Annotated in this window: 12 protein-coding genes; 1 reads left to right on the top strand and 11 read right to left on the bottom strand. The window is 51.9% G+C overall.

Annotation, left to right across the window (positions count from 1 at the left end):
* Positions 1-164 precede the first annotated feature (164 nt).
* From CPA45_RS18375 to yrfG, 9 genes are all read right to left on the bottom strand, one after another.
* Complete coding sequence (locus CPA45_RS18375; protein WP_096654068.1) at positions 165-1,505, bottom strand: aspartate aminotransferase family protein; 1,341 nt, start codon at positions 1,503-1,505, stop codon at positions 165-167.
* A 110-nt stretch (positions 1,506-1,615) separates the two neighbouring features.
* Entirely contained in the window at positions 1,616-2,392 is a 777-nt protein-coding gene (locus tag CPA45_RS18370) for a DeoR/GlpR family DNA-binding transcription regulator (protein WP_096654066.1), read from the bottom strand.
* 3 nt (positions 2,393-2,395) lie between these two features.
* Complete coding sequence (locus CPA45_RS18365; protein ID WP_096654064.1) at positions 2,396-4,084, bottom strand: ABC transporter permease subunit; 1,689 nt, start codon at positions 4,082-4,084, stop codon at positions 2,396-2,398.
* Entirely contained in the window at positions 4,081-5,088 is a 1,008-nt protein-coding gene (locus CPA45_RS18360) for an ABC transporter ATP-binding protein (protein WP_096654062.1), read from the bottom strand. Before CPA45_RS18360 ends, CPA45_RS18365 begins: the two co-directional genes overlap by 4 nt.
* 76 nt (positions 5,089-5,164) lie before the next feature.
* Positions 5,165-6,166, bottom strand: coding sequence for an extracellular solute-binding protein (locus CPA45_RS18355; RefSeq protein ID WP_096654060.1), 1,002 nt, complete (start codon positions 6,164-6,166; stop codon positions 5,165-5,167).
* Positions 6,167-6,897: 731 nt separating this feature from the next.
* Entirely contained in the window at positions 6,898-8,454 is a 1,557-nt protein-coding gene (locus CPA45_RS18345) for a phosphoenolpyruvate carboxykinase (protein WP_096654056.1), read from the bottom strand.
* A gap of 313 nt (positions 8,455-8,767) precedes the next feature.
* Positions 8,768-9,643, bottom strand: a complete 876-nt coding sequence (gene hslO, locus CPA45_RS18340; protein WP_096654054.1) for an Hsp33 family molecular chaperone HslO — start codon at positions 9,641-9,643, stop codon at positions 8,768-8,770.
* 70 nt (positions 9,644-9,713) lie between these two features.
* On the bottom strand, positions 9,714-10,103 hold the full coding sequence (hslR, locus tag CPA45_RS18335; RefSeq protein ID WP_078088173.1) for a ribosome-associated heat shock protein Hsp15: 390 nt from the start codon (positions 10,101-10,103) through the stop codon (positions 9,714-9,716).
* Positions 10,103-10,792: a GMP/IMP nucleotidase gene (gene yrfG, locus CPA45_RS18330; protein WP_096654052.1), complete on the bottom strand. Its 690-nt coding sequence runs from the start codon at positions 10,790-10,792 to the stop codon at positions 10,103-10,105. Before yrfG ends, hslR begins: the two co-directional genes overlap by 1 nt.
* Before the next feature lie 70 nt (positions 10,793-10,862).
* Between yrfG and nudE the strand changes: the two genes are divergently transcribed.
* A complete protein-coding gene (gene nudE, locus CPA45_RS18325; protein ID WP_096654050.1) occupies positions 10,863-11,477 on the top strand; it encodes an ADP compounds hydrolase NudE in 615 nt (204 codons plus the stop codon).
* 193 nt (positions 11,478-11,670) lie between these two features.
* On the opposite strand, the gene CPA45_RS18320 is transcribed toward nudE, so the two are convergent.
* Both CPA45_RS18320 and ilvD read right to left on the bottom strand, forming a co-directional pair.
* On the bottom strand, positions 11,671-12,723 hold the full coding sequence (locus tag CPA45_RS18320) for an oxidoreductase (RefSeq protein ID WP_096654048.1): 1,053 nt from the start codon (positions 12,721-12,723) through the stop codon (positions 11,671-11,673).
* An 85-nt stretch (positions 12,724-12,808) separates the two neighbouring features.
* Positions 12,809-14,653 (bottom strand): dihydroxy-acid dehydratase, encoded by a 1,845-nt coding sequence (gene ilvD / locus CPA45_RS18315; protein ID WP_096654046.1) that lies wholly within the window; start codon positions 14,651-14,653, stop codon positions 12,809-12,811.
* Positions 14,654-14,809 lie beyond the last annotated feature (156 nt).

Here is a 14,809-nt window from a genome sequence, read left to right as displayed (position 1 = left end):
AGAATCGTGGCGGAACCAAAAACCCACAACATTAGCTATTTGCACACCATGTAGCGCGTGGTAACGAGAACGCGAGTTCAGCGAGCGCTTTGAGGCACCCGCGGGAGGCCGCCCAGTAGCACCTAGCCCAGTCATGACTGCGCATTACCTTTGATGATAAGAACCTAACCAGCACACCTACAAAGACTTCTATCAAGCGCCCCTACCAACCAGTCAATATCTTGCTTTTGAAACGCCAGCGGTGGCCGCAGCTTCAGTACATTTCCATAGGGGCCAGCCACTGAAGTAAGCACACGCTCTTCGCGTAAAGCTTCGATGACGCGCAGCGCTAACGCTTTATCCGGTGTTGTACTCTGCTTGTCGGTGACTAGTTCGAAACCAATGAACAAACCAGCGCCTCGCACATCACCAACGCACTCATACTTATCTTTCAGCGTCAGTAGCTCTGTCCGTAAGGCTTCTCCGACCCGCAAGCTATGCGCCTGCAACTGCTCCTCACGAATAACATTCAATACTGCCTGGGCGGCGGCCATGGAAACGGGGTTGCCACCAAAGGTATTGAAATAGGGTATCTGATCGCTAAAGGCCGCTAAGACGTCACTTTTGGCCAACAGGCCAGACACGGGTATTCCGTTCCCCATTGGTTTTCCCATCGTCACTATGTCCGGCACCAGATCATGGCGAGCGAACCCCCAGAAGGCTTCGCCCGTCCGGCCAAAACCTGGCTGTACCTCGTCCGCAATAAAGATGCCGCCATTGGCATGCACGATGTCGATGGTCTTATTCAAAAAGCCTGGGTTACCGGGCATCACACCATCTGAAGAAAAAATAGAGTCTGCCAAGAAGCCAGCCAACTTAATCCCTTGAGCAGCCATGTTATCGATCGCTTGCTGCACCTCATTCGCAAACCAGTCGCCCAATGTGGCTGAGCCTATTCGATACTGATCGGGTGACGGAACTAAAAACGTGGTAGATGAAAGCGCTTGGCCGCTGCCCAGCGCAGGAGATGCGCCGGACGTTAACTCACTGGTGCCATGGTAAGCCTCTTTGGTCACAATAATGCCGGTGCCACCGCTCCACGCTCTGGCCACACGGATTGCCAAATCATTGGCTTCTGACCCCGTACACATATACATCGCACGATTAATAGCGTTAGGCACCGTGGCCAGAATGGAATCGGTGTAATCCAGGATACCCTCATGAAGATAGCGGGTATGAGTATTGATCAGCTGCATTTGCTTGGTCACTGCAGCGATAACCTCTGGATGGCAATGACCTATGCTGGCAACATTGTTATATACGTCGAGGTATTGGTGGCCTTGCGCATCCCATACATATTGACCACGCCCCCTTACCAGATGAACAGGGTTTTGGTAAAAAAGACGATAAGAATCGCCTAACACGGCGGCTCTTTTATGTGTCATTGCACGTATTGAAGAATCCAACAAACCTGCGTTTTCTTTACTAAAACTATTGGTATCCATTATCGTGGAACGCGTTACCATAAAACACTCCCGCAGACCGTAGCCCTACCTGTTAATTTAAAAAGCCAGTCAACTTAAACACTGAATAGAAATGCTAACTAAGCCCCGTTATTCCAACACACCGGTGGCTGCTAACTGGTGATGACCCTTGCGCCCTTTTTCAAAGCGTCGAGAATCGATGCATCTTTTATCGCTTTATCCGTAATTAAGATATCCAGCCGATTAATAGGACAGTAGCTAACACGGCTGACCTTGCCGATCTTTGAACGATCAGCAAGAAGCAGCACTTTATCGGCGTTATTTACCATGGCCTCGGCAATGGCAGCTTCATCATGATCAAAGCTACTGGCACCGGAACTGGCGTCCAGACCGACGGGAGACAGTAAGGCGATATCTGCACGATATTTATGGATTTCACTAATGGTGTGCTGCCCAAACGTGGACTTCAGCTGCGGGTTGATTTTCCCACCAAGGAGTATCACTTGATTGGAACCAGATACACCCTGCTCCTGATTGCAGCTCTCCAGAAGATAGGCCACTTCCCATGAATTGGTTATTACTATTAAGCCAGATAGTTTTTTAAGTTCTTCTGCTAGTAATGTTGTTGTACTACCGGCATCAATGAATAGCGTTTGACCGCTTTGTATTTCATTTCGAGCCCGTTTAACCATTGCCTTCTTTTCATTAACATTAAGTTTTTCACGCACATTGATCGGCGGCTCTTCTTTATTAACGGAGATTGCTCCACCATGAATACGTTTTAACTCACCCGACTTTTCCAGCAGCAATAAATCTCTTCTTATCGTTTCCTTTGACACCCCCAACTCGTCCACAAGTCTTTCTGTAGAGAGTTGATTAAATGTATTAATAAGCGAGCAGATACGCTGGTGGCGCTCATGATGCCACATGGGTTAACTCCTTTTTTCCGGTGACGGCACTTTTTTAATCAGCCAGCGCAGTAACAGCATAGCCGCCACTACCACCATCATCAGGCATGTCGAAAAGGCGGCTGCCTCGGAAATTCTGCCTGCATCACTGAGTTGCATAATGGCGACAGGCGCCACATTGATGCTCGGCGTAATGAGGAAAATGACCGCGGACAGTGACACCATGGAACGCATAAACAGGAAGAAAAACACCGCAATGCAGGTCGTCATCATAAAAGGCACGACGGCATCTCGTAGCGTTTCCTTCATGCCGCCACCAAAACAGGTGCAGGTGTCTTCCAGTGACGCAGGTACGCCTCTTAACCCCGTCATCATGGTTAGAAAACCTTGCGAGTGATAATGGTACAGATTGCATAAACCAATCAGCAGCGGCGTTCCATACAGTAGCGTTAACGGCCCGCCGGTATTAAAGGCGAGGATATAGGCTAAGCCGAGCACCAGACCAGGAACACCTACCGGCATAATGGCAATAAAATTGACGATACGCCTTAGGTGGAGAGGTAGCTTCTTCATGGATATTGTCATCAGGAAGATAAGCACGACGCCCACTGAAGCGGCGAGTAGAGATATCCATAGCGACATCCACAATGGCCGATAACCCCCTGCCATGCTGATGTTGTAGTGGCGTAAGGTGAGTTCCATTCGGTAGGGCCAGAGATCCACAAAGCTAGCGAACACCGTTACCCCGATGACCATGTAGATGACCAAGGCACAGGAGTGGGTCAAGGCTCCTAATATGAGATCACGCTTGAGGTTACGGTCGGGTGCCACCTGAATAGCACTTTCGCTTGCGGAGGCGGACTGCTTGCGCGCAGCAAAGCGTTCAATGCCAACAGCCACCACGGTAGGAATCAGCAGTAAAATGCCCACAACGGCGCCCATACTGAAATTCATCTGCCCCGCAACCTGGTTATAAATCTCAGTGGCTAATACTCTAAAGTCACCACCAATAACCGCCGCATTACCAAAGTCGGTGATGGTGACGGTAAAAGCCACAAACCCAGCACTGACCAGTCCGAACTTCGCGTTGGGGAGGGTAATATCGCGAAATTTTTGCCAACCGGTCGCGCCCATCACCTCTGCGGCTTCATAGAGTCGCACGTCTGACTGTCTTAGCGCGGCCTGTATGATCAACACCACCTGCGGTAACGCATAGAGCACATTTGCCATCAGTAACCCGTAGAACCCATACGGATTAATACTGATACCGAACCACTGGCTAATCAGACCATTTCTGCCAAAGATAAAAATCAGCCCCAACCCCTGTACCAGCGAAGGGGCCAATAACGGCAGGGCAAGTGCCACCGTAATGAAAACTCGCCCCCGGGTACTGGTTCTCTCCAACCGATAGGCGATGGCAAACCCAAGCACCAGCGCAATCAGCATTGTTATAAAGCTGAGCAATAGGCTATTGAGAGTTGCTGCTATCAAGGTAGGGTTGTTAAACACTTGAATGTAATTCGCCATCCCCACTGTGCCATCAGCGGCTGTAAGACTTCGGATCAGAACAATATAAAGTGGATAACCAAAGAAAAGACCAAGACAGATAAAAGGGATGAGCGTGGAAGCAATCACCAGCGTCTTATCAAGGCTGATATACGAGTTGGCAACCAATGTCCGGCTGTTACTCCCATGAGATAAGATGCTCTTCATGATTTCACCCAAACAAAACCGTTGGCGTTGAATGACAAACCGACATTGGCGTCTGGGCGGTACTGAATATGATTGTGCGCCTCGACGGTAAGCTCAACACCCCCATACTCGACGCCTACGCGGTTGAAGCTGCCATGAAAGGTGCTGCTCTTGACCTTAGCCTGCCTTTCGCTGCTTTCATCAATGATGATGAACTCTGGTCTTATACACAGGAAGTACTCAGTCCGGTCTTGAGTTGGCAATGTCGCCATTGCCTCGGGTAAATGCTGCTTTACCCACGCTGGTGGTAATAGATTGCTTGCCCCGATGAAATCGGCAACAAAACGTGTTTGGGGCTGTAAGTAGAGCTCATCAGGACGCCCTATCTGTTCGATCATACCGTTATTCATACACACAACTTTATCGGCAAGCGCCAGCGCCTCCTCTTGGTCATGGGTCACCATTAGAATAGGAATCCCCAACCGCTGCTGTACGTCTTTTATCTCCATCCGCATCTTTTCACGCACTTTCGCGTCCAGTGCAGAGAGCGGCTCATCTAGTAAAATAATGGAAGGGTCTATCGCCAGGGCACGCGCCAGTGCAATTCTTTGCTGCTGCCCCCCTGAAAGTTGGTGGGGGTAGCGGTTCGCCATATCGGCTAGATTGATGAGTTCCAGCATCTCGACTGCACGCTGGCTGATAGCCTTTTTGCTCCACCCTCTTAGCTTTAGCCCATAGCCAACGTTATCTTTGGCAGTCATATGAGGAAACAAAGAGTAGGACTGAAAGACAATGCCGAAATTACGCTCTCGGGCTGGAAGGGAGATAAGATTTTTGCCTTCCAGCGTCAACTTTCCACCATCTGCCGGCAGCAGACCCGCGATGATTCTTAACAGCGTGGTTTTTCCACAACCACTGGGACCTAGCAAGCAAACGAATTCGCCACTATCAATCTTGAGATTGATGCGATCTAGAACGATGTTATCGCCAAATATCTTATGTAAATTATCAATTTCTAAATACATGCTTCATCCCGCCGTATGGGAGCTAATCCGAAAAGGGAAAGAGAGGCAGCTTAAAAGTGAATAAGCCGCCTTTTTCTTAACGTCCTATACGCTGCTGCCATTCGGTCAGAAAGCTCGGTCTATCGCTTGCGGACTGGGCAAAGTCCATGGGAAAGAGAATGTCTTCGACGTTTTCCGGCAATCCAGCTTCATCGGCGCCTTCCGGCCGTGTTGCCCCTGGAATAGTGACAATCTCCTTATAATCTCCGTATAGGTCAGCCACGGAATCAGACAGCGTCCAATCGAGGAATTTCTGAGCAGCCTCTGGGTTCGAAGAAGTACTCAACATGGCGGATGCCTCTAGCTCATAGCCTGCAAAATCCTCAGGAATCACCATTTTTATTGGATAGCCTTCTGCAATGGAGCGCATCGCGACAAAGGCGAATGAAGCGCCGATGGCGTACTCACCCATTCTCGCCATTTGACAGGGCCTGGAACCCGAGCTGGTGTATTGCGCCACGTTGCCATTGATTTGCTCAATCAGCGCCCAGCCATCCGGCATTCCTTGCTCAATGGCTACCATTTGCATATAGCCGGTTCCAGAAGAGGCAGGATTAGGCATGACGATCTCGCCTTTGTAGACGGGGTCTGCAAGATCTTCCCAGGAGGCAGGCGTGGGTAGGCCTAGCCGCTCTAACATCGGCTCATTAATACATAGGGCACCGAGGTAACCTGTGGCCGCAAACCACCGCCCTTCTTCATCCTTGTAAGGCGCCGCCAGGACATCAACCCCTTCAGGGCTATAGGGAGCCAGCTGACTGAGGATCTGAGGGTCAATCATATTACTGAGGGCCAATCCCCAGATAACGTCTACCTGAGGGCGACCTGCCTCAGCAATCAACCGGGCAGCCAAATCACCTGTCGAAAGGCGTAAAACATTTACCTCAAGGTCTGGATGGTCAACGCTAAGCTGCTGGAGATAGCTGTTGATTTCATCCTGTTCCAGTGCGCTATAGACGGTGATGGAATCGGCATAAACTATCGAACTCACAGCACCGAGCAGTACGGAAAACGTTAATTTAGTTGATACGGGGCGCATCGCAATCTCTCCGAATGTCATGGAATCGAATGTGATGATGGCGAGCGTATTGCTTAGTTGTTTTTATGTGCCGGTTGTTTTTATGTGGTTTTGTGTTTTTTTATGCTTTTATTAAAACCACAAAGCAGATAGACACGCAAGTTTTTTCGCGTCCGATGTGAATGCAAAAATGAGTACGAGAGAAAATGGATGCCAGAGCAACGAAAAAACCACTGATTCATGTACGCACTTATAGCGTGCGGTAACGAGCAAGGCGAGCGCTTGAGGGCAGGCGACTCGTGGCAAACAAACGCCCCAGCACCGCTGCGCGACGCTCCCGCGGGTGCGCTGACGCTTACGCCGCGCTACAAAGCCCACCAATCCAGCTATGCGCACAAACCCGCGAATCGTGGCGGAACCAAAAACCCACAACATTAGCTATTTGCACACCATGTAGCGCGTGGTAACGAGAACGCGAGTTCAGCGAGCGTTGGAGGCACCCGCGGGAGGCGGCGGAACGGCACCGAACCAACCCCGGCACCGCTGCGCGATGCTTCCGCGCTGGGCCACCGCCGCGGGTGCGCTGACGCTTACGCCGCGCTACAAAAGCCACCCATGCAGCTTGGTGCATGAACCTACGGATTACGACACTCAATGATACTTACCACCTCTGCGTGACTATCTCAAAACAAAAAAGGGATGGTGCCGTGGCACCATCCCTTTTTATTTAATCGCTGAGAACAAGCCTAGCTTTAGTCCAGTTGCGGGCCTGCTTTCAAGATCGCTTCGCTGACGCCTTCAAACTTCTTGAAGTTATCGACGAATTTGGTAGCCAAATCACGCAAGTGACGATCATAGGCATCGCGATCAGCCCAGGTCTCACGAGGATCAAGCAGGCTAGAGTCTACGCCCGGTACAGCAACCGGCACTTGCAGATTCAAGCCATCGATGTGCTTGGTTTCAACATCACGCAGGATGCCAGATTGAATCGCGCTGATAATGGCGCGGGTAGTCGGGATCGAGAAGCGTGAGCCACCTTCACCATAAGCACCACCGGTCCAGCCAGTGTTAACCAAGTACACTTGGGCGTCTTTCTTATCGACACGCTTGATCAGGAGATCAGCGTATTCACGGGCTGGACGTGGGAAGAACGGCGCGCCGAAGCAAGTAGAGAATGTGGCGGCCAGGCCTTCAGAAGACCCCATTTCGGTAGAACCAACCTTAGCGGTGTAGCCCGACAGAAAGTGATACGCAGCAGCTTCTTTAGACAGAACTGACACCGGCGGTAATACGCCAGACATATCGCAGGTCAGGAAGACAATCGCGCTGGGCTCACCTGCCAGGTTTTCCGGAACACGCTTTTCAACATGCTCTAATGGGTAAGCGGCACGAGAGTTCTGGGTAAGGCTATCGTCAGCGTAGTCCGGCTCGCGGCGGTCGTTGAGAACAACGTTTTCCAGCACGGTGCCGAATTTAATAGCATTCCAAATAACTGGCTCATTCTTCTCCGAAAGGTCGATGCACTTGGCGTAACAGCCACCTTCCATGTTGAAGACGATACCATCGCCCCACGCATGCTCATCATCACCAATCAGGTAACGGGCTTGATCAGCGGAAAGAGTGGTTTTGCCCGTGCCGGAGAGACCGAAGAACAAGCAGGTTTCGCCATCTTCACCGACGTTGGCAGAGCAGTGCATGGGCAGCACATCAGCTGCGGGCAACAAATAGTTCTGCACCGAGAACATGGCTTTCTTCATTTCACCAGCGTAGCGCATACCAGCGATTAGCACTTTACGCTCAGCAAAGTTGATGATTACACAGCCGTCTGAGTTGGTACCATCGCGGTTGGGGTCACACTCAAAGCCTGCGGCATTAAGAATGGTCCACTCGTCTTTGCCCGCTTGGTTATAGGCCTGAGGACGTACGAACATGGTGCGGCCAAACAGGTTCTGCCAAGCCGTTTCCGTAGAAACGCGCACTGGTAGATAGTGAGTCGCGTCGCTGCCAACGTGTAGCTCAGCAATGAAGTGCTCGCGGCTACCCAGGTAATCCTCTACTCGTGTCCAGAGCGCTGAAAACTTTTCAGCATCGAATGGGCGGTTAACGCTGCCCCAGTCAATGCTATCGCGGGTAGAAGGCTCATCGACAATAAAGCGATCTTTCGGTGAACGCCCTGTGCGTAAACCAGTGTTAACCACCAGGGCACCGTTAGCCGACAGGCGGCCTTCGCCACGGGCCACGGCGCGCTCGATCAGTTCGGCGCTGCTGAGATTGACGTGGGCTTGGGGAGCGGCTTGAGTCGTGGTCATGTCGATTCCTGGGCCTTAAGGCCGTTTCTCTCGGTTACCGGGCGTCACCGACGCCTTAAATAGTCAGCCCAACCACGTTGAAGGGGGCTGGGCGCTCATAAGTCGGGCGCATTATGGCAAAAAGAAAGCCCCCAGGAAACGGGGGCTTTAACCAAATATCTTGTAGTTAAACTACTACACCACCCCTATATTTTGTGTTGCGCTGCAGTATTTTTTTCAAACAATCGTTTAGCAGGCTTGCTACATGCATTGCTGTATCTAGCACGGCTGCAAAAGGCTGATTGCGCGCCCTCTTCATGGAGCGACTACATAACTAGTGAATAACGGGTGGTGGCGCGCCTGGGTCTTCTAACAAAGTTTCAATATCTGCTGCTGTGTAGTGATATTTCGTATGACAAAAGTGGCATTGAGTATCGATTGCTCCTTGCTCACGCAAAATATCACGTAACTCTTCTTGTCCCAGCGTGTATAACGCATGGCTCATACGCTCCCGCGAACAGGTGCAACCAAAGCGTAGCGCCTTGGGATCGAAAACTCTTACCGTCTCTTCGTGATAGAGCCGATAGAGTACTTCACGCTGTTCAAGGCCAAGCAATTCTTCCGTTTTTATCGTGTCAGCGAGATGAACGCTACGCTCCCAGGCATCCACATCCTGATTCTGCGAAGCATCTGGCAGCCGCTGAAGTAGTAACCCTCCTGCCCGCTTACTGTCGGCAGCCAGCCACAGCCGAGTGGGTAGCTGTTCCGACTGGCCAAAATAAGCTTCGAGACAACCGCCCAAGGTAGCGTGATCTAGCGCAACAATACCCTGGTAACGGTGCCCCTCACGGGGGTCTAGGGTAATGACAACTTGGCCTTCTCCGACCAACTCACGGAAGCTGGCGCTCTCGCTAGGCAGCACAGCATCCTCTGCTATACGGGCAATGGCGCGTAGCTCTCCGCCAGGGTTAGACTCGGCCATCAACAGTGCCAATGCTCCTTGACCGCGCACTTCAATACTTAGTGTACCGTCTAGCTTAACCGTGTCGGTCAATAGCGCTACAGCGGCTAACAGCTCTCCTAGCAACTCGTTAACCGCTGAGGGATACGCGTGGCGATCAAGCACTTCTTGGTAAGCCGTGCTAAGCGTGACAATTTCTCCACGCACATTGGTTTGGTCAAACAGAAAACGTTGAATTTGATCAGACATAAAAAACCGTATAAACGAGTGAGGAAGAGGAGAAGCACTTGGATATACCAGCGCATAGCGGGTTCATCGTTTAGTCACTCCGCTGACGCTGAAAGCGCTGAATATCGCGCCGCTGCTTCTTATCAGGACGCTTAAGGGGATGCTGCATCGCTTCATTGGTTAACCGTCGTGCCTCGGTTTCTTTCGCACGGCGCTGCACACTCTCATCAGTTTCTGCGTAGAGTTTGCGAGCCTCGGGAGCCCCCCGCCGCTGGTCGGAAAGCGAGGTGACTTCTACCTCATAAATATCCCAACCTTGTGGTACACGTATTAAAGCGCCTAACTCTACGGTTTTGCTGGTTTTCACTCGGGCGCCGTCGTAGTGCACTTTGCCGCCTTCAATGGCTTTTTTGGCCAGCGCGCGAGTTTTAAAAAACCGCGCTGCCCACAGCCATTTATCTAAGCGAACGCTATCGCTCATTAACGCCCTCCTAGGGTTTCTGAATGCTGCCCTGGCAGATTGCTCGGCAGTAACTGGGCAAATCGGTCTAGGGCGATAAACTCCTGAAGCTCTTTTTCAGGACGCTGGCTATCGGGTTGCTTAATGCCTAAAAGATGTTTAATGCCAAACTCGCGGGCACTTTCAAGCACATGGGCATTATCGTCGATGAACAGGGTACGTGCAGGATCAAAGGGTTCACGTTCCTGAAGGGCGAACCAAAATGCCTGCTCTTCTTTAGCCGCACCGACATCTTCTGAAGAGATGATGGCATCTAGATAGCTTTCCAACCCTGTGAGCGGTAGTTTTAAGGCTAGACTGGCTCGGTCAGCGTTGGTGGCTAGCACAACACGTGGATGAGCTTGCTTGAGCCATGTAAGGAAGTCCAGTGCGTCGCTACGCAGGCCAATTAGGTGCTGTACTTCCCGCTTTAACGCCACAATGTCCACACCTAGCTCTCGACTCCAGTACGCAAGGCTGTACCAGTTGAGCGTGCCCTGCTCACCAATAATGCGCGCGCGTAACTTCTCTTGGCTGGCGACATCAAGCTGGTGCAGTTCCGCATAACGCCGGGGCAAATGCTCCAGCCAAAAGTGGCTATCGAAATGCAGATCCAGCAGCGTGCCATCCATATCAAGTAGGACAGTATCGATCCCGCACCAATCAATCATTGCCGCTCCTGTCTATCAGAGTAAGCGTGCTATTGTAGCGTAACCCGTTTTTTGCAGCCACGGAGGCACGATGTCTATCAACAATCAATCGTCAGGCGATTCTCTAACTGGCTATCCGCGCAAGCCGCAGATTTTAGCCCGCCAAAGCGTCGCGAGAAGCCGTTTGTTTCATATTGAATCTCTGGACTTACGCTTCTCAAATGGCGAAGAGCGCCAATTCGAGCGCTTAACCGGCGCTGACCGTGGCGCAGTAATGATTATTGCCATGCCTGACCCAGAGCACGTGCTACTTATTCGCGAGTACGCCGCAGGATTTGAAGATTATGTACTTACGTTACCTAAGGGGTTGGTAGACCCTGGTGAAGATATAGTCACTGCGGCCAACCGCGAACTCATGGAAGAGTGTGGATTCGGCGCGCACTGCATCGAACCACTGGTAGAGCTTTCGTTAGCACCTAACTACATGCGTCACCGCATGCAGGTACTATTAGCCACTGATCTTTATCCTAAACGCCTCCCTGGGGATGAACCTGAACCACTCATTGTGGAGACCCACGCCCTAGAGGAGCTACCCGCGCTGCTGTTACGAGAAGATTTTCATGAGGCCCGTGCTATCGCTGCGCTTTACATCGCTAGAGATAAGCTACGCGAAGAGAAGCGGGACAATACAATGGGTCTGTTGTGAAGGGTTAGCAACTACCCCAGCGGCACTGCTTTCGCGCCGAACCTTCTCTATACTACGTGCCAACAAACTATTAATAACAACTAATAACGACTATTAATATCAATCTATGACACGTTTGTAGCGTGGTATAACGAGGTTTGTAAGGAAAGAACCAACGATGCACCTGTGGTGGCAGCAAAGCCACCCCAGATACTTAGAGATGATGCTTCAAGGCTATCCAACGCCGTTGTCGGTGACTATCCAACCCTGCTTCTAACAGCGCCATACTGCGCAATGCATCGTCGATATCCACCGGTAACGGTGAATGGTCGCGAATTGCAGCGGCAACACCTTGATAGTACGCAAGGTAGTCGCCTGGCCTCGATGGGTGCTCGTGGCGTATCAGCGAAGCTGCTTCTCCCTCCCCTTCGCGAAGCAGCAGTGTACCGGCAGTGTCTTCGCCCCACGCTGAAGTAGGTGTTTCACCCGCTTTTAAACGGCCCTCTTGCGGGTCTAAGCCGTATTTAGTGTAGCTCCCCTGCGTCCCATGGATGCGGAAACGCGGGGTCGGCTCGGCCACCAGCGTGCCGGCACTCAAGCTGACACGGCAGCCGTCATACTCTAACAGCGCCAAAAAGTCATCATCTGCCTTTGCGGCTTCTCGGCGCGCTCCCAGATCCAACAATATGGCGTTCGGCATCCCGAATAACTCGCACGCTTGATCTAGCAAGTGCGGGCCCAGGTCATACCAAATCCCTCCACCGGGCGTGGCCTTCTCTCGCCACCGGTCACGCACTTCAGGCCGAAAGCGATCAAAGCGCGACTCAAGTCCTGTGACGCTACCTAGCGTACCGGCTTCAAGCAGAGCTTTGACGGTAAGAAAATCACTGTCCCAGCGACGATTGTGAAACACCGACACGAGGCGCTCTTTATCCACTGACAGGGCTTTAAGTTGCTTGGCTTCTGAAAGCGTAACGGTAAATGGCTTATCCACCACCACATGTTTACCCGCCATCAATGCTGCCTTGGCAAGTGGAAAGTGCGTGTCATTAGGTGTTGGAATAACGATCAGGTCGAGATCATCACGCTTGCACAGCGCCAGCGCTTGGCTCTCGACCTCAACATCTAACTCGGCCCGCACTTTAGAGGCATCGCTTGAAGACACTGCCACTAAATCCAACCCTTCCGTCGCCTGAATAAGCGGCGCGTGGAACGTTTTGCTCGCAAATCCGTAGCCCACTAGGCCAACGTTAATCATCGCCTTCATCACATTCCTTAGTCATGTTAACGGTCTACGTTTGGCCAAGACGCAGCCCGTACCAATAAATACAGGCTGCGTTTACACCTTAAGATTAATCTAGCTTGGATAGATCGCGTACTGCGCCTTTATCCGCAGATGTTGCCAGTAGTGCATACGCTTTCAAGGCTGGCGTTACCTTACGCGGACGCTGCTCGACCGGCTTCCAGGCATCTTTGCCTTTAGCATCCATGGCCTCACGGCGCTTAGCAAGTTCAGCATCGGTGAGTTTGACGTTAATCGAGCGATTAGGGATATCGATCAAAATAGTATCGCCTTGCTCGACCAAGCCAATGGCACCGCCCGCAGCCGCTTCCGGTGAAACATGCCCAATAGAAAGCCCAGAGGTACCGCCGGAGAAGCGACCATCGGTAAGCAACGCGCAGGCTTTACCTAGTCCTTTGGATTTTAGGTAAGAGGTTGGGTAGAGCATCTCCTGCATGCCAGGGCCACCTTTTGGACCTTCGTAGCGGATCACCACCACGTCACCCTCTTTAACCTTACCATCCAAAACGTTAGCGACAGCCTGGTCTTGAGACTCGACCACGTGAGCCCGGCCTTCGAACACTAGAATGGAGTCGTCTACGCCTGCGGTTTTCACCACACAGCCATCGAGGGCGATATTGCCGTAAAGCACTGCTAAGCCACCCTCTCTAGAGAACGCATGCTCAAGGTCGCGGATACAGCCGGTGGCACGGTCGCCATCCAGGCTTGGCCAACGGGCACTTTGCGAGAAAGCGGTTTGGGTAGGTACACCGCCGGGGCCTGCTTTAAAAAACTCCATCACCTCAGGGCTTGGCGAGCGCATGATATCCCACTCATCCAGCGCCGCTTTCAGGCTGTCACCGTATACAGTCGGCACTGATGTATCCAATACACCAGCGCGGTCTAGTTCGCCTAGAATTGCCATGATGCCGCCTGCGCGGTGGACATCTTCAATATGATACTTCTGAGTGTTAGGCGCCACTTTACACAGCTGAGGCACTTCCCGGGAAAGACGGTCGATATCCGCCATGGAAAAGTCCACTTCCGCCTCTTGAGCAGCAGCCAGCAGATGCAAAATAGTATTCGTTGAGCCACCCATGGCGATATCCAGCGTCATGGCATTTTTAAACGCAGCCTTGTTGCCAATAGCGCGAGGCAACAGGTGAGCTTCTTCCCCTTCATAGAAGCGTTTGGCCAGTTCCACAATCCGATGACCAGCGGTTTCAAACAGACGGCGGCGATCTGAATGGGTGGCAAGTACGGTGCCATTTCCAGGCAGCGCTAAACCCAGCGCTTCCATTAAGCAGTTCATGGAATTGGCGGTAAACATACCCGAACAGCTACCGCAGGTGGGGCAAGCACTGCGCTCTACTTCGGCAAGGGTTTCATCATCCACGCTATCGTCAGCAGCCATCACCATAGCGTCAACCAAATCTAAGCCGTGGTTTAGAAGCTTAGTTTTACCTGCCTCCATGGGGCCACCCGAAACAAAAACAACCGGGATATTGAGGCGCATCGCGGCCATCAGCATTCCTGGTGTGATTTTGTCACAATTAGAAATGCACACTAAGGCATCAGCACAGTGGGCGTTACACATGTACTCCACGCTATCGGCGATAATATCGCGGCTAGGCAGCGAATAGAGCATGCCATCGTGTCCCATAGCGATGCCGTCATCGACCGCGATGGTGTTGAACTCTTTGGCCACGCCGCCCGCTTTTTCTATTTCACGGGCAACCAACTGCCCCATGTCTTTTAGGTGGACATGGCCCGGCACGAACTGAGTAAAAGAGTTCGCCACCGCAATAATCGGCTTGTGAAAGTCGTCGTCCTTCATGCCGGTGGCACGCCAAAGGGCACGGGCACCGGCCATGTTACGGCCAGCGGTAGTGGTACGGGAGCGATACTCAGGCATTGTGTCCTCTACATCTTTATCGTGGCCTGCTACATTCTTGGCAGCAGGCAAGTGAATCCAGCGACTTTGAATTGTGGCATGAGCGAACCGAAGAGACTAGATGCAGAGCAACTATCCGCTCTGCATCGATAACCTCCTCCCATTATTGAAGCTCTT

This window comes from Vreelandella nigrificans (genome assembly GCF_002374315.1).
In the GTDB taxonomy this organism is placed as follows: Bacteria; Pseudomonadota; Gammaproteobacteria; order Pseudomonadales; family Halomonadaceae; genus Vreelandella; species Vreelandella nigrificans.
This window is presented reverse-complemented; position numbering and strand designations above follow the sequence as displayed.

Bases quoted from the DNA above. Each gene is read 5' to 3' on its own strand.
- CPA45_RS18375 (WP_096654068.1), bottom strand. From the start codon at position 1,505: ATGGTAACGCGTTCCACGATAATGGATACCAATAGTTTTAGTAAAGAA.
- CPA45_RS18370 (WP_096654066.1), bottom strand. From the start codon at position 2,392: ATGTGGCATCATGAGCGCCACCAGCGTATCTGCTCGCTTATTAATACA.
- CPA45_RS18365 (WP_096654064.1), bottom strand. From the start codon at position 4,084: ATGAAGAGCATCTTATCTCATGGGAGTAACAGCCGGACATTGGTTGCC.
- CPA45_RS18360 (WP_096654062.1), bottom strand. From the start codon at position 5,088: ATGTATTTAGAAATTGATAATTTACATAAGATATTTGGCGATAACATC.
- CPA45_RS18355 (WP_096654060.1), bottom strand. From the start codon at position 6,166: ATGCGCCCCGTATCAACTAAATTAACGTTTTCCGTACTGCTCGGTGCT.
- CPA45_RS18345 (WP_096654056.1), bottom strand. From the start codon at position 8,454: ATGACCACGACTCAAGCCGCTCCCCAAGCCCACGTCAATCTCAGCAGC.
- hslO (WP_096654054.1), bottom strand. From the start codon at position 9,643: ATGTCTGATCAAATTCAACGTTTTCTGTTTGACCAAACCAATGTGCGT.
- hslR (WP_078088173.1), bottom strand. From the start codon at position 10,103: ATGAGCGATAGCGTTCGCTTAGATAAATGGCTGTGGGCAGCGCGGTTT.
- yrfG (WP_096654052.1), bottom strand. From the start codon at position 10,792: ATGATTGATTGGTGCGGGATCGATACTGTCCTACTTGATATGGATGGC.
- nudE (WP_096654050.1), top strand. From the start codon at position 10,863: ATGTCTATCAACAATCAATCGTCAGGCGATTCTCTAACTGGCTATCCG.
- CPA45_RS18320 (WP_096654048.1), bottom strand. From the start codon at position 12,723: ATGAAGGCGATGATTAACGTTGGCCTAGTGGGCTACGGATTTGCGAGC.
- ilvD (WP_096654046.1), bottom strand. From the start codon at position 14,653: ATGCCTGAGTATCGCTCCCGTACCACTACCGCTGGCCGTAACATGGCC.